We start from the raw sequence: 15,505 nt of genomic DNA on the forward strand, positions 1-15,505 counted from the left end.
AAAACACCTCACCCTAAAATTTCATCAACAGATTTATTTCTTAACTTAGCAACAGATTCTGCAGTTTTTAATTTTTTTAAAGCTTCAATTGTTGCATTTACAGTATTCCTTGCATTATTGCTTCCTTGATTCTTTGTACGTATATCAGTTATACCACAAAGTTCGCAAACTGCACGCACAGCTCCTCCGGCTATAACACCAGTACCTTCATGAGCTGGTTTTAAGAATACTCTTCCGGCTCCAAATTCTCCTATAACCATATGAGGGATTGAAGTCTTCAATAAGTTTACTTTAATAATGTGTTTTTTAGCATCTTGTGTTGCTTTTCTAATAGCTTCAGGAACTTCAAGAGCTTTACCTGTACCTACGCCAACGTGTCCGTTATGGTCTCCTACAACTACAAGAGCTGAGAATCTAAAATTTCTACCACCTTTAACTACTTTGGCTACTCTATTGATAGATACAACTTTGTCTTCTAAATCAAGTTCTGCCGCATTAATTAATGAACGTTCCATTTGTCCCTCCTTTTTAGAATTTAAGTCCTTCTTCTCTTGCAGCTTCTGCAAGAGCTTTTATTCTACCGTGATATATATATCCACTTCTATCAAAAACAACTTCTTCTATACCTTTTTCAAGAGCCTTTTTAGCTATATCTTTACCAACTGCCTTAGCTGCTTCAATATTCTTAGTACTTTCTAAATTTAAAGATTTATCTAAGCTTGATGCACTAACGATAGTATTCATTGAATCATCATCTATAACTTGTGCATAAATATGAGCATCTGACCTAAAAACAGATAGTCTTGGTTTACTAGCAGTTCCAGAAAGATGTCTTCTAATTCTCTTGTGTCTTTTTATTCTATTTGCATTTTTATCTATTTTCTTTAACACGTTAAATCACCTTTCTACTTACCTGTTTTTCCGACCTTACGTCTGATGTGTTCATCAACATATTTGATACCTTTTCCTTTATAAGGTTCAGGATGTCTAAATTCTCTAATATATGCTGCATAAGCTCCAACTTGTTGCTTATTATTTCCTTTTATTATAATTGAGTTTGCAGATGGAACTTCGACTTCAATTCCCTTAGGATCTTCTAATTCAAGAGGATGTGAGAAACCAAGTGTTAAAGCTAATTTCTTACCATTTTTACTAGCTCTATAACCAGTACCAACTATTTCTAATTCTTTCTTATATCCTTCTGTAACTCCGATAATCATATTATATATAAGAGTTCTAGTAAGACCGTGAAGTGCTTTAATTTTCTTGCTATCATTTGGTCTTAAAACTGTGAGAACTCCATCTTCTAATTCATAAGTCATGGATTTGTCAAAAGACTCAACCAGACTTCCTTTAGGTCCCTTAACTTCAATAGTGTTTTTATCAATTTTAACTTCTACGCCCTTAGGGATAACTATAGGTTTTTTTCCGATTCTGGACATTGTTTCACCTCCAATTACCAAATGTAGCAGATTACTTCTCCGCCAACTCCCTTTTCTCTTGCAACTTTATCTGTAATGATACCCTTAGATGTTGAGATTATTGCTATTCCAAGTCCACCTAGAACTTTAGGAACGTCTTCGCACTTAACATAAACTCTAAGGCCCGGTTTTGAGATTCTCTTAATTCCAGAGATAACTCTTTCGCCAGATTGTGCATATTTTAAATCTATCTTAATAATTCCTTGTTTGTTATCTTCTACAAGGTCATAATTTTTTATATATCCTTCATCTAATAGGATTTTTGCTATTTCCTTTTTAATATTTGAAGCTGGAATGTCAACAGATTTATGTCTTGCATGGTTACCATTTCTTATCCTTGTAAGCATATCCGCGATTGGGTCTGTCATCATATCAGTTTGCCTCCTTTCACCTTGGGTTTACCAACTAGCTTTTTTAACACCAGGAATTTGTCCTTTGTAAGCCAGTTCTCTAAAACAAATTCTACAAATTCCATATTTTTTTAAAACAGAATGAGGTCTTCCACAAATTTTACATCTGCTATATTCACGAGTTGAAAATTTTTGTTTCCTCTTTTGCTTTGCAATTAATGATTTTTTAGCCACAAAATTCCTCCATTCCTAATTCTTGGCAAATGGCATTCCCATTTTTTCAAGGAACGCTTTAGCTTCTTCATCAGTTTGTGCAGTCGTAACTATAGCAATGTTCATTCCTCTAATTGCATCTACTTTATCATATTCAATTTCAGGGAATATTAATTGTTCTTTAAGTCCTAGAGAATAATTTCCTCTACCATCAAAAGCATTTGCCTTAACTCCTCTAAAGTCTCTTACTCTAGGAAGTGCAACGTTCATTAATTTATCAAGGAAATCATACATTCTTTGACCTCTTAATGTAACTTTAACGCCAATTTTATGACCTTCACGAAGCTTAAAATTAGCTATTGATTTTCTGGCAAGTGTTACAACTGGTTTTTGTCCCGCTATTACAGTTAGATCATTTATAGCTGACTCAAGAACCTTAGGATTATCCTTTGCTTCTCCAAGTCCAATATTTAAAATAACTTTTTCTAGACGTGGCACTTGCATTTTGTTTTTGTAGCCGAATTTGTCCATTAGGTAGCCGGCAACTTCGTTATCATATTTTTCTTTTAATCTTGAAGTCATGTTTCTACCTCCTACTTAATAGTTTCGTTGTCTGATTTTTTAAATCTGACTTTCTTACCATTTTCAAATCTATATCCTAATTTAGTTCCCTTACCACTTTTTTGATCATAATACATAACGTTAGAAACGTGAATAGGATTTGCTTTCTTTTCAATTCCACCTGGTTTTGTAGGGCCTTGTGGTTTAGTGTGTTTAGTTACCATATTTACATTTTCAACTAAAACTCTATCTTTTTTAGGGAAAGTCTTAAGAACTTTTCCAACCTTGCCCTTATCCTTACCAGCAATAACTTTTACCATATCATTGGTTTTAATTCTCATAAATGTACCTCCTATTAAAGCACTTCTGGTGCCAAAGAGATAATCTTCATGAAGTTACCTCTTCTTAATTCTCTAGTTACAGGTCCAAAAATACGAGTTCCAACTGGGCTTCTGTCATCTTTTATAACTACTGCAGCATTATCATCAAAACTGATGTAACTTCCATCTTTACGGCTAATTCCCTTAGAAGTTCTAACAACTACAGCTTTTACTACAGAGCCTTTCTTTACGACTCCTCCTGGTGTAGCAGTCTTTACGGAACAAACAACTATATCACCAATATTTGCAATTCTTCTATTAGTTCCGCCAAGTACCTTAATAACGGAAAGTTCTCTTGCACCTGAATTATCTGCAACACGAAGTCTTGTTTCTTGTTGAATCATGCCTATCTCCTTTCAGTTATTACTTTGCTTTTTCTATAATTTTTACAAGTCTGAATCTTTTATCTTTACTTAACGGTCTTGTTTCCATAATTCTTACTTTGTCACCAATTCCGCATTCATTGTTTTCATCATGAGCCTTGTATTTTTTCGTGTTTTTATATCTTTTCTTGTAAATGGGGTGAGTTTTAAATGACTCAACAGCCACTACAATGGTTTTATCCATTTTATCGGAAACTACAGAACCAACTATAGTTTTTCTCATGTTTCTTTCCATCTTAGATTATCTCCTTTCCTTCTTGGAGTTGTCTTTCTCTAATGATAGTTTTAATTCTTGCAATGTCTTTTTTTACCATTTTAATACTTTGTGGATTGTCAAGTTGACCAGTTGCAAGTCTAAATCTTAAGTTGAAAAGTTCGCCCTTTAAATCGTCAGCCTTCTTTATAAGCTCTTCACTTGACATATTGCGAATTTCCTTAACCTTCATTTGAGTCACCATCCTCTTTCTTAACAAACTTAGTTTTGATTGGCAGCTTCATAGATGCAAGTCTCATAGCTTCTCTAGCAACTTCTTCACTTACGCCACTCATTTCAAATAGTACTCTACCAGGTTTAACAACTGCTACCCAGTATTCAGGAGCACCTTTACCTGAACCCATACGTGTTTCAGCAGGTTTTTCAGATACTGGCTTATCGGGGAAAATTTTAATCCAAATATTTCCACCTCTACGAATATATCTTGTCATAGCACGACGTGCTGCTTCTATTTGATTTGAAGTTATCCATGCTGGTTCTAATGCTTTAATACCGTATTCTCCATAGGCTAGGGTGTTACCTCTTTGAGCCTTACCTTTCATTCTGCCTCTATGAACTCTACGATATTTCACTCTTTTAGGCATTAACATAAATTTTCCTCCTCTCTAATCTAGGATTTCTTATTTGATTCTTTATTTTTATCTCTATTGTTATTTCTTTTGAAATTTCTTTTTCCGTCTTTGTTATTGTTACGTCTTTTACGCTTTTTGTTGTCTTTGTCTTTATCTCTGTTATCTCTTGGTCTTCTTCTTTCTTCTTTAAATTCAGGAAGAATTTCACCTTTGTATAACCAAACTTTAACACCAAGTTTTCCGTAAGTTGTATCAGCTTCGCTAAATCCGTAATCAATATCAGCTCTTAGAGTTTGAAGAGGAATAGTACCTTCAGAATATCCTTCAGTTCTAGCCATATCTGCACCACCTAAACGTCCAGCTACAGCAGTTTTAATACCTAAAGCGCCAGCTCTCATAGTTCTTTGAATAGCTTGTTTCATAGCACGTCTAAAAGATACACGTCTTTCAAGCGCTTCAGCTATTGATTCACTAACTAATTGAGCATCAACATCAGGATTTTTAACTTCTTCAACATTTAATACAATAGATTTTCCTGTTAATTTTTCAACTTCTTTTCTTAATTCTTCAACACCAGCTCCACCACGGCCAATAACAACGCCAGGTTTTGCAGTATAAATAGAAACTTTTACTCTATTTGCAGCTCTTTCTATTTCAATCTTAGAAATTCCTGCTGCATATAATTTTTTCTTTATATATTTACGAATTTCGTTATCTTCTACTAAAAGTTCAGAAAAGTTTTTCTTATTGGCATACCATTTGGAATCCCAATTCTTAATTACGCCTACACGAAGACCGTGTGGATTAACTTTTTGTCCCATTGACTACCTCCTTACTCTTTTTCAGCTACTACAACGCCAATATGACTTGATCTTTTTAATATTGGATAAGCCATTCCTTTAGCCTTTGGATGAAATCTCTTCATTGTTGGACCATCATTGGCATAAGCCTTCTTTACATAAAGTAAGCTTCTATCTAAATTCAAGTTGTTTTCAGCGTTTGCTACAGCAGAATGTAGTACCTTGTATAGCTCATAAGCACCTTTTTTATTAGTGAACTTTAAAATAGAAAGGGCTTCATCAACTTGTTTGCCACGAATTTCGTCGCATATATAATTCACCTTAAGAGGTGAAATTCTAACGTATTTAGCAATTGCTTTTGCTTCCATTATTTACCCCCTCTTATTTCATAGTTGTGGTCTTTTCGCTTTTAGCTGTGTGACCTTTAAATGTTCTTGTAGGAACAAATTCACCTAATTTATGACCAACCATATCTTCTGTTATATATACTGGTACATGCTTTCTTCCATCATGAACTGCTATTGTATGAGAAACAAATTCAGGAAAGATTGTTGAGCGACGTGACCAAGTTTTAATTACTTTCTTATCGTTATTCTTATTTAATTCATCTATTTTCTTTAATAAATGTTCATCTGCAAATGGTCCTTTTTTTAATGATCTACTCATTTAAACCCTCCTTACTTAGTTCTTCTTCTTACAATATACATATCGGTCTTATTCTTTTTCTTTCTAGTCTTAAGACCAAGTGCTTTCTTACCCCAAGGAGTCATTGGTGATGGTCTACCTACTGGTGCTCTACCTTCACCACCACCATGTGGATGGTCTACAGGGTTCATAGCAGAACCTCTAACATGAGGTCTTTTTCCTAAATATCTCTTACGACCCGCCTTCCCAAGAGTAACTAATTCGTGAGAAATATTTCCTACTTGACCGATAGTAGCCTTGCAATTTAAACTTACTAATCTAAATTCACTAGATGGTAATCTTAATTGAGCATATTTGCCTTCCTTAGCCATTAATTGAGCTTCAGTTCCAGCAGATCTTGCCATTTGTCCACCTTTTCCAGGAGTAAGTTCAATATTATGAACAGTAGTACCAACTGGAATGTCTTGAAGTCTTAATGCATTACCTACTTTAATATCGGCATTAGGACCACTTTCAACAACATCTCCAACCTTAAGTCCGTTTGGTTGGATGATATATCTCTTAGCACCATCTGCATAATGTAGAAGAGCTATATAAGCTGACCTATATGGGTCATATTCAATAGCTGCAACTCTTGCAGGTATATTATCCTTATCTCTTTTAAAATCTATTATTCTATATTTTCTTTTTACTCCTCCACCTCTATGTCTAGAAGTAATTCTTCCGTATGAATTACGACCAGTGGATTTTTTCAAAGAAATAGTTAATGACTTTTCAGGCTTCTTATTTGTTAACTCTTCAAAAGTTGAAACTGTCATTTTTCTACGTGAAGGAGTCGTTGGTTTATATCCTTTAATTGCCATTATTTACCTCCCTTAAATTGATTCAAAAAACTCAATTGGTTCGGAATCATCAGTTAATTTAACAATTGCCTTCTTCCAAGAAGGACGTCTTCCCATATGAGCTCCTTGTCTTTTAAGTTTTCCTTGCATATTCATTGTGTTGATTTTTTTAACTTTTACATTAAAAATTTCTTCAACAGCAGCTTTTATTTCAATCTTAGTTGCGTTTTTATCAACTTCAAATGTATATTTCTTATTTTCCATATCTTCCATAGATTTTTCTGTAACTATGGGTTTTCTAATAATATCATATTTATTCATTAGATAAACACCTCCTCAAGGGTGTCTAAAGCATCCTTAGTGATAACAAGTGAATTATATTTTAATAAATCATAAACATTAATATTCTTAACAAATTCAGTCTTTACACCTTCAATGTTTCTAGATGATCTAATAATATTTTCATTCTTATCATTTATAACAATAAGGGCTTTTTTATCTGCCTTTATATCTTTTAAAATATTAACAACAGTTTTAGTTTTAATTTCATTTAATTCAAGTTTATCTAAAACAATAATTTCAGAATCTTGTAATTTAGAAGTTAAAACAGACTTAAGAGCAAGTCTTCTAACTTTCTTAGGAGTGGTGTAAGAGTAATCTCTTGGCTTCTTAGCAAATACAACACCACCACCTCTAAATTGTGGTGACCTTATAGAACCTTGTCTAGCACGACCAGTTCCTTTTTGTCTCCAAGGCTTTCTTCCGCCTCCACGAACTTCTGAACGAGTCTTTGCTGAGTGAGTTCCTTGTCTTCTATTAGCTAAAATATTTTTAACTACTAAATAAACAACATGTTCATTAACATCACAATTAAAGATGTTATCATTAACTTCAATTTCTGAAACGGGATTTCCTTCTATATTAATCATTTGAATCTTAGCCATGTTAATCCCCCTTACGCCTTCTTAACTGTTTCTTTAACAAAAACTTTAGATTTTTTGTTTCCAGGAATTGCACCCTTAACCAAAATCAAGTTTTTAGAAGCATCTATTCTTACAATTTCAAGATTTTGTACAGTAACTCTTTCGTTACCCATCTTTCCTGCCATTCTGTGATTCTTAAATACCTTGCCAGGATATGAAGCTGCACCCATACCACCAGGCATTCTGTGGAATTTAGAACCGTGAGTTTCTCTACCACGTCCAAATCCGTGACGCTTAATAATACCAGCAGTTCCCTTACCTTTTGAAGTTCCAATTACATCAACATGTTCTCCAACTTCAAAGATATCTACCTTAATTTCATCTCCAAGATTATAGGAATCAACATCGTCTGTTAAAAATTCAGATAGATATTTTTTGTAGCTAACTCCTGCCTTATCAAAGTGTCCTTTAGTAGGTTTATTAACCTTATTTTCCTTAACAGCTCCTGCTGAAATTTGAATAGCACTGTATCCATCATTTTCAGGAGTTTTCTTTTGAGTAACTATATTAGGTTCAACTTCAATAACACTGACAGGGGTAACTATTCCTTTTTCGTCAAAAATTTGTGTCATACCAATTTTACGACCAATTAAATATTTCATGATTACCTCCTATTTTTTATAGCGGACTAAAACTAGTCATATAAAGCAAAGTTTTATAGTTTAATTTCTATATCAACGCCTGCAGGCAAGTTGAGTTTCATTAATGAGTCTACAGTTTTTTGTGTAGGATTAACGATATCAATTAGACGTTTGTGAGTTCTTTGCTCAAATTGTTCTCTAGAATCCTTGTACTTATGAACAGCTCTTAGAATTGTAACAACTTCTCTTTCTGTTGGAAGAGGAATTGGTCCAGAAACGCTAGCACCTGTTTGCTTAGCAGCCTCTGCAATTCTTGTTGCTGAATTGTCAAGTAATTCATGATCATAAGCTTTAAGCTTAATTCTAATTTTTTGTTTGCCTTTATTTGACATATTTACCTCCTTGCAAAATGCGAGGGGATTGATACACGCAGCCTAGTGTTTAAACGGCTGCAATTTGAAAATATCCCCGCCGGAATCAATGTCCGACTTCTCCATCATAATTACCTCGCTCATCTTTTCATTAAAAAGCAAGCAACTTATGATTTCATCGCAGCATTTTTAACGCCTAATTATTATATAGGATAAATCCCTTATTGTAAAGACTTTTTTGCAATTTTTTTAATTTTTTTAAAAGTTTTTTTGAAAATTTTTCTAATGATATTTTTCTAGTGATAGATTAAAAAATATTTTTTATATCATGTCTATTTAAATTTAAAATGCTCTATAAAAAAATTATAATATTTTTTAATAAATTATAATATTTTTTAATATATGAAAATAAATAATAAAATATTGCAATGATTTAGTGTTCCTTTTGAAAACTCTTAAATAAACTAATATCTATAGTAAGATCTTTCGTATTTTGTTTATAAATCTTCTTTTGTGAACTTATAAATTTTGATTCCACTTCCATTCATAGTGTATACAAGTAATCACAAAAATTTTTTTAAAAATTTAAATAAAGTAAAATTCTATGATATTTTCTTTTAATCTAAGGTATAATTGTAATGAGGTGTTAATATGAATTTATTAGTATGTATAAAAGTTGTTCCTGATATCGGGAAAGCTAAAATAGACCCTATTACTAATAACTTAATAAGAGAGGGCTTAAAGATGATAATAAATCCTTCTGACTTATGTGCTTTAAAATTTGCACTTAATATTAAAGATAAGGCACAAGAAGATGTTAACATAACAGTTATTAGTATGGGTCCCCCACAAGCAGAAGATGCTATCAGAGAAACAATACAAATGGGAGCAGACAGAGGTTTTCTTATAATGGGTCTGGAATTTAGAGGTTCTGACACATTGGCTACTTCTTACACTTTATCCCAAGCAATCAAATCTTTAGGAAACTTTGATTTAGTCCTAACAGGTGATAAAACTCTTGATGGTGATACTGGTCAAATAGGTCCTGAACTTTCTGAACATTTATCTTTTAATCTGTTCTCTTTTGTTAAAGAACTTTCTTATGAAGATGGTTATTTTAAAGCAACACGTCTAACAAAAAATGGTGAAGAAATTGTTAAATCAAAAGCACCACTACTGGTGACAGCGTTAAAAGACTCCGTTTCAAGACCTTCTAAATTTTCAAGAGGCAGAGAAGATATTGCAAAAAATTCTGAGATAAAAGTATTAAATGCTCAAAATATTGAACTTGATAATGAAAGAATCGGTCAAGCTGGTTCACACACAATTGTAAAAGAAGTTTTCCCTCCCAAAAAAGAAGAAGTTGGAAGAAAGATAGAAGGAGATATCAATCAACAAGTAGATGAACTTATTTCTATTCTTAAAGATAAGGGGGTTTTAAACTGATGAGTAATAATATTTGGGTTGTTATTGAAAATGCTGAAAATGACCTTACTGAACTTAGTAAGGAAATGATGAATAAGGCTAAAGCAATTGCCAAAACTCTAAACAAAAAATTAGTAGCAGTTATCAGTGGTTACAATGAAGAAGAAATTTGTAAAAAATCAATAGCTTACGGAGCTGATTTAGTCTTAAACTGTAATCATAAACTTTTAAAGGATTACACAACCCTTCCATACACAAAAGTTTTCAACGAAATAATTGATAAATATAATCCATACTTGGTAATATTCCCAGCTTCTGTAAATGGACGTGATCTTGCAGGAAGATTATGTGCTAAGAAAAATTTAGGTCTTGTAGCTGAATGCAGCGACCTAAAGTTAGATGGAGAAGATATTAAATTTATAAGGCCCACTTTTGATGGAAAATTATTTTCTGATATAAGAGTTACAACAAAGCCTATGTTTGCAACAATTGGACATGGTGCCTTTTCTCCTGCAAAATATGACAATGAGAATAAGGGCGAAATTATAGAAGAAAAAGTTGAAATGACAGATGCAGACATCTTAACAGAAATTCTATCAAAAATACCAAGTCAAGTTAAAGAATCTGAATTGATTTTTGAAAATGCTAAAATAATAGTTTCTGGTGGAATGGGTCTTGTAGAATCTAAAAATTGGCACTTAATAGAAGAATTTGCCGATGCATTAGGTGCTAGTGTTGGAGCATCAAAACCTATTTGTGATCTTGGAATTTGCTCAAGCGATTTTCAAGTGGGAGTAACAGGAAAAAAAGTAAGTCCTGATATTTATATTGCAGTAGGTATTTCTGGAGCTATTCAACATATAAATGGTATTAAAAAGTCAAAACTTATTATAGCAATAAATAGTGACCCCAATGCACCAATATTTCAAATCGCTCACTATGGAATAGTTGCAGATTTATTTGATATTCTTCCAAAATTAACTGAAAAAATAAATAAAGAAAAATTGCTTGACTTATGATTAATTTAAAGCAAGAAAAAAAGGACCTCAAATGGTCCTTTTTGTATGCAAAAAATTAAATTACTTAACTTCTACAGTTGCTCCGGCTTCTTCAAGTTTTGCTTTGATGTCGTTAGCTTCGTCTTGAGAAACGCCTTCTTTAACTGGCTTTGGTGCTCCGTCTACTAGAGCTTTTGCATCTTTAAGTCCAAGTCCAGTAATATCTTTAACAACTTTAATTACTTTAACTTTTTCTTGTCCAGCTTCTGTAATTACTACATCAAACTCAGTTTTTTCTTCAGCTGCTGCTGGAGCTGCTCCACCTGCAACTGGTGCTGCTGCTGCAACTGGTGCTGCTGCAGAAACGCCAAATTCTTCTTCTAATGCTTTAACTACTTCTGATAATTCTAATACTGTAAGTTCTTTAATTTCTTCAATAAGTTTTTGAGTTTTTTCTGACATTTTAATTTTCCTCCTAATTTTTATGCAAGCCTTAAGCTGCATCTCCTTGTTTTTCTGCTATAGCGTTTAATACTATTGCAAGTGATCTGATTGTTCCGTTTAAAACATTTGCCAATCCTTGTATTGGTGCATTTAATCCACCTAAAACTTGGGCAATCAACACTTCCTTAGATGGTAATTTAGCTAATGCATCTACTTCAGCTAATGATAAAACTTTTCCATCAACGATACCTGTTTTAATCTCAAGTGCTTCATGATCTTTTGCAAAATCAGATGAAATTTTAGCTGCACTTGCAGGATCTGCCATACCCAATGCTATGGCTGAAGGTCCTTTAAGAAATTCATCAAGGTCTTCATAACCAAGTTCCTTAAAAGCACGTTTCATCATAGTATTCTTATATACTTTATATTCAACTTGAGCTTCTCTATATTTATTTCTAAGTTCAGTTACTTCTTCAACATTAAGTCCCCTGTAATTTAGAAGAACTATAGATTGTGCCTTATCAATTTTTTCTTTGATTTCAGAAACTACGGCTTGTTTAGCTTGTAATTTTTCTTCTTTCACCTTCTCACCTCCATAAATAAAAAATCTCACACCGCTTGTGAGACTTGAAAATCAAAATATTATCCTTGAAATTTCAAACCTCGGTAGGAAATTAAGAATACTCACCTACTGTCTGCGGTCGTTAACTTGTAGTATTATATACTTTTTATTTTTATTTGTCAACACAAAAATAAATTTTAATTCATATTTATTTGTTATCCTATAAAATTTTTATGTTGACATTATTTTTTTAAAATGTTATCTTAATTTTTGTTAGGAGGAATTTATGAAAAATAAGAATGTTAGAGATTTAGTTTTATGCTCGCTATTTGTGGCGCTGATTGCTATAGGTGCATTTATAAAAATACCTATTCCTGTTGTACCCTTTACATTGCAATTATTGTTCACCATGCTTGCAGGTTTACTATTAGGACCTAGTCTAGGTTTTTTATCAGTCCTTGTATATATAATCTTAGGGCTGATTGGACTTCCAATATTTACTGAAGGTGGAGGAATTTTTTATATTTTTAAACCTAGCTTCGGTTACATATTAGGATTTGCTTTTGGTGCATATTTGACAGGATATTTAGCCCATAAAGATAATAACCCTAGTATAAAAAGACTTTTATTTGCAAATTTTTCAGGTTTAATTGTAGTTTATTCATTTGGAATGATTTATTATTACTTTATAAGTAATTATTATTTGAATAATCCCATTGGTGTTTGGACTTTAATTTTATACTGTTTTATATTGGCTGTGCCTGGAGATATTTTCCTTTGCCTTATTGGTGGCTTATTGGCAAAGAGGCTTATTCCAATTTTGAGTAAAAATTTTAACTACAGGAGGCAATATGAGTAATAGTATATTTATAACCGGAACTGGAACAGATATTGGCAAAACTTATGTTAGTGGATTAATTGTGAAAAAATTAAAGGACTATGGTTTTAAATCTTCTTATTACAAGGCAGCTATGAGTGGTAACCTTAGAGATGAAAAGTCTAATTTGATACCGGGTGATGCTAAATTCGTAAAAGATATTTCTGGAATTGACCAACCATTAAATGAAATGTGTAATTATGTGTATGAAAATGCAGTTTCACCCCATCTTGCTGCAAAAATTGAAGGTAATCCTGTAGACTTAGATGTAGCCGTTGAAAGATTTAATGAAGTTAAAGAAAAAAGTGACTTTGTAACCGTTGAAGGATCAGGTGGAATTTTATGCCCCCTTCGTTTTGACCATGAATATAAATTTTCATTAGAAGATTTTATAAAAAAATGCAATTTATCTTGTATTTTAGTTGCAGATGCCGGACTTGGAACTATTAATAATGTAGTTCTTACTCATTATTATATGAAAAATAATGGGTTAAAATTAAAGGGAATAATTTTTAATAACTATATTCCTGAAGATATAATGCAAGAAGATAATATTAAAATGTGTAAATATTTAACAGGTCTTAATGTTCTTGCCTGTGTAAAAAAAGATGATAAAGATATAGATATTAAAAAAGAAGATTTTGAAAAAATTTACGAATAGGAGGTCGCTATGATTTGGTATCCCTATGAACAAATGAAAACAATGAAAAAACCGATCAAAGTCATTGATGCTAAAGGAGTCTACTTATATACACAAGATACAAAATTAATTGACTCTGTTTCATCTTGGTGGTCAGTTATGTTTGGTTATAAGAACAAAGAGCTTAATCAAGCTATTAAAGATCAAGTAGATAAATTTTCCCATATCATGCTTGGTGGTCTAACTCATGAACCAGTAGAAAAACTTTCAAATAAATTAAAAGAATATCTTCCAGGCGACTTGGATTATCCATTCTTCTCAGACTCAGGTTCTGTTGCAGTGGAAGTAGCTTTAAAAATGGCTTTGCAATATTATATAAATCAAGGACGCACAGAAAAAAGAATGGTTATGTCCCTAACTAACTCATACCATGGAGATACATTTAAAACCATGGAAGTAGGTGACGATGAAGATTATCACTTTATCTTAAAGGCTTATGGTAAAAGCCCTTATGTAGTCCATGTTGATACACAAATACCAGCACTTGAAGAAGCCTTTAAAAAATATGGTGAAAAGTTAAACTCTTTTATTGTTGAACCTCTATTACAAGGTGCCGGAGGAATGAAAATGTATGATATATCATTCTTAAAAAGAGCAAGAGAACTATGCGACCAATATGATGTAGTTTTGATATTTGATGAAGTTGCCACAGGATTTGGTAAAACTGGCAATAGGTTTGTATCAGATCTTGTCCTTCCAGATATTTTAGTTCTTGGTAAGGCATTAACCGCTGGATACATGGGTCACGCTGTAACTGTAGCAAATAAAAAAATTTATTATGGATTTTATGATGATGACCCTAGCCATGCCCTAATGCATGGACCAACTTTTATGGCTAATCCTCTAGCCTGTTGTGTAGCCTTAAAAGCAATAGAAATATTTGAAAGAGATAAGTACATGGAAAAGGTAAAACACTTAGAAGAAGTTGCAAAAGAAGAGATGAAAGGCTTTTGTGATGATAGGATAAAGGAAGTAAGAATTATGGGAGATGTGGTTTGCATTGAAGTTAAAGATGCAAAAACTCTTGATGGTTACCAAGACTTCGCATACAAAAAAGGAGTTTTTGCAAGACCATTTTTAAACTGCTTATACTCAATGCCACCCATGATCATTAAAGACGATGAACTTAAAAAAATACTTAAAACCATGAAAGAATGGTTTGAAAAATGACAGAAAATTATCAGCTAGTTTTTACTAGCTGATTTTTATTAATTATTAATATTAATTCATCTTTAAAATTATTGGTATTTTTAAGAAAACTTTACTTACAATTTCATTTCCCTAATTATATGTAAAAAAACCACAGATATAAATCTGTGGTTTATAGGTGTTTTATCTAGCCATTAATTTTTCACCGTTTAATCTGATGCCAGGTCCCATTGTTGTAGAAACTGTAACTGATTTTAAATATTTACCTTTTGCAGAAGCTGGTTTAGCTTTTATTACTGCTTCAGAAATTGTTTTAAAGTTTTCAGCTAACTTTTCTTGACCAAAAGAAACCTTACCGATTGGTACATTAATTATTGCTGCTTTGTCTACTCTATATTCAACTTTACCAGCTTTTGTATCTTTTATAGCATTTGCTAATTCAAAAGTTACTGTACCTGATTTTGGATTTGGCATTAATCCCTTAGGTCCTAGGATTCTACCAATTTTACCAACAACCCCCATCATATCTGGAGTTGCAATAACTACATCAAAATCAAACCAATTTTCATTTTTAATTTTTTCAACATATTCATCGCCACCAGCGTAATCAGCACCGGCTTCTAGAGCTTCTTTAACTTTATCACCCTTAGCGAGAACTAAAACTTTTACGGACTTTCCAGTTCCGTTTGGAAGTACAACAGTACCTCTAACTTGTTGGTCAGCGTGTCTTGGGTCTACACCAAGTCTCATAGCTAATTCAACAGTTTCATCAAATTTAGCTGAAGCTGTTTTTAATACTAGGCTTAGTGCTTCATCTACATCATAAAGCTTTTCTTTATCAATTAACTTTAAAGCTTCTAAATATTTTTTTCCTCTTTTTGGCATTATTAACCTCCTTGTGGTACTTACGACCA

Annotated in this window: 27 protein-coding genes and 1 other annotated feature; of the genes, 5 read left to right on the forward strand and 22 right to left on the reverse strand. The window is 32.6% G+C overall.

The genetic code is table 11. From position 1 onward, the window contains the following. Nucleotides 1-8 precede the first annotated feature (8 nt). The 19 genes from rpsE to rpsJ are packed head-to-tail and all read right to left on the reverse strand — an operon-like array spanning nucleotide 9 to nucleotide 8,457. Nucleotides 9-515 (reverse strand): 30S ribosomal protein S5, encoded by a 507-nt coding sequence (gene rpsE / locus F594_RS0102000; RefSeq protein ID WP_004824808.1) that lies wholly within the window; start codon nucleotides 513-515, stop codon nucleotides 9-11. Nucleotides 516-528: 13 nt separating this feature from the next. Further along, complete coding sequence (gene rplR, locus F594_RS0102005) at nucleotides 529-891, reverse strand: 50S ribosomal protein L18 (protein ID WP_004824863.1); 363 nt, start codon at nucleotides 889-891, stop codon at nucleotides 529-531. 14 nt (nucleotides 892-905) lie between these two features. Then, nucleotides 906-1,442, reverse strand: a complete 537-nt coding sequence (gene rplF, locus F594_RS0102010) for a 50S ribosomal protein L6 (RefSeq protein WP_004824788.1) — start codon at nucleotides 1,440-1,442, stop codon at nucleotides 906-908. A 14-nt stretch (nucleotides 1,443-1,456) separates the two neighbouring features. Then, complete coding sequence (gene rpsH, locus F594_RS0102015) at nucleotides 1,457-1,852, reverse strand: 30S ribosomal protein S8 (RefSeq protein WP_004824857.1); 396 nt, start codon at nucleotides 1,850-1,852, stop codon at nucleotides 1,457-1,459. 27 nt (nucleotides 1,853-1,879) lie between these two features. Further along, complete coding sequence (locus F594_RS0102020) at nucleotides 1,880-2,065, reverse strand: type Z 30S ribosomal protein S14 (protein WP_004824746.1); 186 nt, start codon at nucleotides 2,063-2,065, stop codon at nucleotides 1,880-1,882. A gap of 15 nt (nucleotides 2,066-2,080) precedes the next feature. Further along, nucleotides 2,081-2,626: a 50S ribosomal protein L5 gene (rplE, locus tag F594_RS0102025; RefSeq protein WP_004824842.1), complete on the reverse strand. Its 546-nt coding sequence runs from the start codon at nucleotides 2,624-2,626 to the stop codon at nucleotides 2,081-2,083. A gap of 11 nt (nucleotides 2,627-2,637) precedes the next feature. Next, on the reverse strand, nucleotides 2,638-2,946 hold the full coding sequence (gene rplX / locus F594_RS0102030) for a 50S ribosomal protein L24 (RefSeq protein ID WP_004824811.1): 309 nt from the start codon (nucleotides 2,944-2,946) through the stop codon (nucleotides 2,638-2,640). A gap of 14 nt (nucleotides 2,947-2,960) precedes the next feature. Continuing rightward, nucleotides 2,961-3,329, reverse strand: a complete 369-nt coding sequence (gene rplN / locus F594_RS0102035) for a 50S ribosomal protein L14 (protein WP_004824813.1) — start codon at nucleotides 3,327-3,329, stop codon at nucleotides 2,961-2,963. Nucleotides 3,330-3,348: 19 nt separating this feature from the next. Then, nucleotides 3,349-3,603 carry a 30S ribosomal protein S17 gene (rpsQ, locus tag F594_RS0102040; RefSeq protein WP_004824763.1) on the reverse strand — a complete coding sequence of 85 codons (255 nt, stop codon included), beginning with the start codon at nucleotides 3,601-3,603 and terminating at the stop codon, nucleotides 3,349-3,351. A 1-nt stretch (nucleotide 3,604) separates the two neighbouring features. Continuing rightward, on the reverse strand, nucleotides 3,605-3,814 hold the full coding sequence (gene rpmC / locus F594_RS0102045) for a 50S ribosomal protein L29 (RefSeq protein ID WP_019034367.1): 210 nt from the start codon (nucleotides 3,812-3,814) through the stop codon (nucleotides 3,605-3,607). Then, complete coding sequence (gene rplP, locus F594_RS0102050) at nucleotides 3,804-4,232, reverse strand: 50S ribosomal protein L16 (protein ID WP_004824823.1); 429 nt, start codon at nucleotides 4,230-4,232, stop codon at nucleotides 3,804-3,806. The genes rpmC and rplP overlap by 11 nt, the downstream gene beginning before the upstream one ends. A 20-nt stretch (nucleotides 4,233-4,252) precedes the next feature. Beyond that, a complete protein-coding gene (gene rpsC / locus F594_RS0102055; RefSeq protein WP_009346079.1) occupies nucleotides 4,253-5,035 on the reverse strand; it encodes a 30S ribosomal protein S3 in 783 nt (260 codons plus the stop codon). 11 nt (nucleotides 5,036-5,046) lie between these two features. Next, nucleotides 5,047-5,382 carry a 50S ribosomal protein L22 gene (gene rplV, locus F594_RS0102060; protein WP_004824866.1) on the reverse strand — a complete coding sequence of 112 codons (336 nt, stop codon included), beginning with the start codon at nucleotides 5,380-5,382 and terminating at the stop codon, nucleotides 5,047-5,049. 13 nt (nucleotides 5,383-5,395) lie between these two features. Further along, nucleotides 5,396-5,680 carry a 30S ribosomal protein S19 gene (gene rpsS / locus F594_RS0102065; protein WP_004824833.1) on the reverse strand — a complete coding sequence of 95 codons (285 nt, stop codon included), beginning with the start codon at nucleotides 5,678-5,680 and terminating at the stop codon, nucleotides 5,396-5,398. Between the two features lie 11 nt (nucleotides 5,681-5,691). Continuing rightward, the gene (gene rplB / locus F594_RS0102070; RefSeq protein ID WP_004824799.1) at nucleotides 5,692-6,522 is read right to left on the reverse strand and encodes a 50S ribosomal protein L2; all 831 of its coding nucleotides are present in this window, start codon (nucleotides 6,520-6,522) and stop codon (nucleotides 5,692-5,694) included. A 12-nt stretch (nucleotides 6,523-6,534) separates the two neighbouring features. Then, nucleotides 6,535-6,822, reverse strand: coding sequence for a 50S ribosomal protein L23 (gene rplW, locus F594_RS0102075; RefSeq protein ID WP_004824834.1), 288 nt, complete (start codon nucleotides 6,820-6,822; stop codon nucleotides 6,535-6,537). Continuing rightward, a complete protein-coding gene (gene rplD, locus F594_RS0102080; protein ID WP_009346061.1) occupies nucleotides 6,822-7,445 on the reverse strand; it encodes a 50S ribosomal protein L4 in 624 nt (207 codons plus the stop codon). Before rplD ends, rplW begins: the two co-directional genes overlap by 1 nt. Nucleotides 7,446-7,456: 11 nt before the next feature. Further along, complete coding sequence (gene rplC / locus F594_RS0102085) at nucleotides 7,457-8,086, reverse strand: 50S ribosomal protein L3 (protein ID WP_004824783.1); 630 nt, start codon at nucleotides 8,084-8,086, stop codon at nucleotides 7,457-7,459. 53 nt (nucleotides 8,087-8,139) lie between these two features. Then, nucleotides 8,140-8,457, reverse strand: coding sequence for a 30S ribosomal protein S10 (gene rpsJ / locus F594_RS0102090; protein WP_004824852.1), 318 nt, complete (start codon nucleotides 8,455-8,457; stop codon nucleotides 8,140-8,142). A 630-nt stretch (nucleotides 8,458-9,087) separates the two neighbouring features. Between rpsJ and F594_RS0102095 the strand changes: the two genes are divergently transcribed. After that, the gene (locus F594_RS0102095) at nucleotides 9,088-9,882 is read left to right on the forward strand and encodes an electron transfer flavoprotein subunit beta/FixA family protein (RefSeq protein WP_019034368.1); all 795 of its coding nucleotides are present in this window, start codon (nucleotides 9,088-9,090) and stop codon (nucleotides 9,880-9,882) included. Then, nucleotides 9,882-10,880 (forward strand): electron transfer flavoprotein subunit alpha/FixB family protein, encoded by a 999-nt coding sequence (locus F594_RS0102100; protein ID WP_019034369.1) that lies wholly within the window; start codon nucleotides 9,882-9,884, stop codon nucleotides 10,878-10,880. The genes F594_RS0102095 and F594_RS0102100 overlap by 1 nt, the downstream gene beginning before the upstream one ends. Nucleotides 10,881-10,940: 60 nt before the next feature. On the opposite strand, the gene rplL is transcribed toward F594_RS0102100, so the two are convergent. Both rplL and rplJ read right to left on the reverse strand, forming a co-directional pair. After that, complete coding sequence (rplL, locus tag F594_RS0102105) at nucleotides 10,941-11,321, reverse strand: 50S ribosomal protein L7/L12 (protein WP_004824804.1); 381 nt, start codon at nucleotides 11,319-11,321, stop codon at nucleotides 10,941-10,943. A 31-nt stretch (nucleotides 11,322-11,352) separates the two neighbouring features. Beyond that, nucleotides 11,353-11,886, reverse strand: a complete 534-nt coding sequence (gene rplJ, locus F594_RS0102110; RefSeq protein WP_019034370.1) for a 50S ribosomal protein L10 — start codon at nucleotides 11,884-11,886, stop codon at nucleotides 11,353-11,355. Nucleotides 11,887-11,894: 8 nt separating this feature from the next. After that, nucleotides 11,895-12,022, reverse strand: a sequence feature (ribosomal protein L10 leader region). Nucleotides 12,023-12,151: 129 nt separating this feature from the next. Between rplJ and F594_RS0102115 the strand changes: the two genes are divergently transcribed. Genes F594_RS0102115 through bioA form a run of 3 tightly spaced genes read left to right on the forward strand, consistent with a single transcriptional unit; the run spans nucleotide 12,152 to nucleotide 14,612 of the window. After that, nucleotides 12,152-12,724, forward strand: coding sequence for a biotin transporter BioY (locus F594_RS0102115; protein WP_019034371.1), 573 nt, complete (start codon nucleotides 12,152-12,154; stop codon nucleotides 12,722-12,724). After that, the gene (bioD, locus tag F594_RS0102120; RefSeq protein ID WP_019034372.1) at nucleotides 12,717-13,403 is read left to right on the forward strand and encodes a dethiobiotin synthase; all 687 of its coding nucleotides are present in this window, start codon (nucleotides 12,717-12,719) and stop codon (nucleotides 13,401-13,403) included. Before F594_RS0102115 ends, bioD begins: the two co-directional genes overlap by 8 nt. Nucleotides 13,404-13,412: 9 nt before the next feature. Next, complete coding sequence (gene bioA / locus F594_RS0102125; RefSeq protein ID WP_019034373.1) at nucleotides 13,413-14,612, forward strand: adenosylmethionine--8-amino-7-oxononanoate transaminase; 1,200 nt, start codon at nucleotides 13,413-13,415, stop codon at nucleotides 14,610-14,612. Between the two features lie 162 nt (nucleotides 14,613-14,774). Here the strand turns inward: bioA and rplA are convergent, their stop codons facing one another. Continuing rightward, nucleotides 14,775-15,476, reverse strand: a complete 702-nt coding sequence (gene rplA, locus F594_RS0102130; RefSeq protein WP_009346053.1) for a 50S ribosomal protein L1 — start codon at nucleotides 15,474-15,476, stop codon at nucleotides 14,775-14,777. Between the last annotated feature and the right edge of the window lie 29 nt (nucleotides 15,477-15,505).

The organism is Peptoniphilus lacrimalis DSM 7455 (genome assembly GCF_000378725.1).
Lineage (GTDB): Bacteria > Bacillota > Clostridia > Tissierellales > Peptoniphilaceae > Peptoniphilus_A > Peptoniphilus_A lacrimalis.

Bases quoted from the DNA above. Each gene is read 5' to 3' on its own strand.
- F594_RS0102095 (WP_019034368.1), top strand. From the start codon at position 9,088: ATGAATTTATTAGTATGTATAAAAGTTGTTCCTGATATCGGGAAAGCT.
- bioD (WP_019034372.1), top strand. From the start codon at position 12,717: ATGAGTAATAGTATATTTATAACCGGAACTGGAACAGATATTGGCAAA.
- rpsJ (WP_004824852.1), bottom strand. From the start codon at position 8,457: ATGTCAAATAAAGGCAAACAAAAAATTAGAATTAAGCTTAAAGCTTAT.
- F594_RS0102100 (WP_019034369.1), top strand. From the start codon at position 9,882: ATGAGTAATAATATTTGGGTTGTTATTGAAAATGCTGAAAATGACCTT.
- bioA (WP_019034373.1), top strand. From the start codon at position 13,413: ATGATTTGGTATCCCTATGAACAAATGAAAACAATGAAAAAACCGATC.
- rpsE (WP_004824808.1), bottom strand. From the start codon at position 515: ATGGAACGTTCATTAATTAATGCGGCAGAACTTGATTTAGAAGACAAA.
- rplN (WP_004824813.1), bottom strand. From the start codon at position 3,329: ATGATTCAACAAGAAACAAGACTTCGTGTTGCAGATAATTCAGGTGCA.
- rplX (WP_004824811.1), bottom strand. From the start codon at position 2,946: ATGAGAATTAAAACCAATGATATGGTAAAAGTTATTGCTGGTAAGGAT.
- rplP (WP_004824823.1), bottom strand. From the start codon at position 4,232: ATGTTAATGCCTAAAAGAGTGAAATATCGTAGAGTTCATAGAGGCAGA.
- rplV (WP_004824866.1), bottom strand. From the start codon at position 5,382: ATGGAAGCAAAAGCAATTGCTAAATACGTTAGAATTTCACCTCTTAAG.
- F594_RS0102115 (WP_019034371.1), top strand. From the start codon at position 12,152: ATGAAAAATAAGAATGTTAGAGATTTAGTTTTATGCTCGCTATTTGTG.
- rpsQ (WP_004824763.1), bottom strand. From the start codon at position 3,603: ATGGAAAGAAACATGAGAAAAACTATAGTTGGTTCTGTAGTTTCCGAT.
- rplF (WP_004824788.1), bottom strand. From the start codon at position 1,442: ATGTCCAGAATCGGAAAAAAACCTATAGTTATCCCTAAGGGCGTAGAA.
- rpmC (WP_019034367.1), bottom strand. From the start codon at position 3,814: ATGAAGGTTAAGGAAATTCGCAATATGTCAAGTGAAGAGCTTATAAAG.
- rpsH (WP_004824857.1), bottom strand. From the start codon at position 1,852: ATGATGACAGACCCAATCGCGGATATGCTTACAAGGATAAGAAATGGT.
- rplW (WP_004824834.1), bottom strand. From the start codon at position 6,822: ATGAATAAATATGATATTATTAGAAAACCCATAGTTACAGAAAAATCT.
- rplC (WP_004824783.1), bottom strand. From the start codon at position 8,086: ATGAAATATTTAATTGGTCGTAAAATTGGTATGACACAAATTTTTGAC.
- rplB (WP_004824799.1), bottom strand. From the start codon at position 6,522: ATGGCAATTAAAGGATATAAACCAACGACTCCTTCACGTAGAAAAATG.
- rplA (WP_009346053.1), bottom strand. From the start codon at position 15,476: ATGCCAAAAAGAGGAAAAAAATATTTAGAAGCTTTAAAGTTAATTGAT.
- rpsC (WP_009346079.1), bottom strand. From the start codon at position 5,035: ATGGGACAAAAAGTTAATCCACACGGTCTTCGTGTAGGCGTAATTAAG.
- rpsS (WP_004824833.1), bottom strand. From the start codon at position 5,680: ATGAGTAGATCATTAAAAAAAGGACCATTTGCAGATGAACATTTATTA.
- rplE (WP_004824842.1), bottom strand. From the start codon at position 2,626: ATGACTTCAAGATTAAAAGAAAAATATGATAACGAAGTTGCCGGCTAC.
- rplD (WP_009346061.1), bottom strand. From the start codon at position 7,445: ATGGCTAAGATTCAAATGATTAATATAGAAGGAAATCCCGTTTCAGAA.
- rplL (WP_004824804.1), bottom strand. From the start codon at position 11,321: ATGTCAGAAAAAACTCAAAAACTTATTGAAGAAATTAAAGAACTTACA.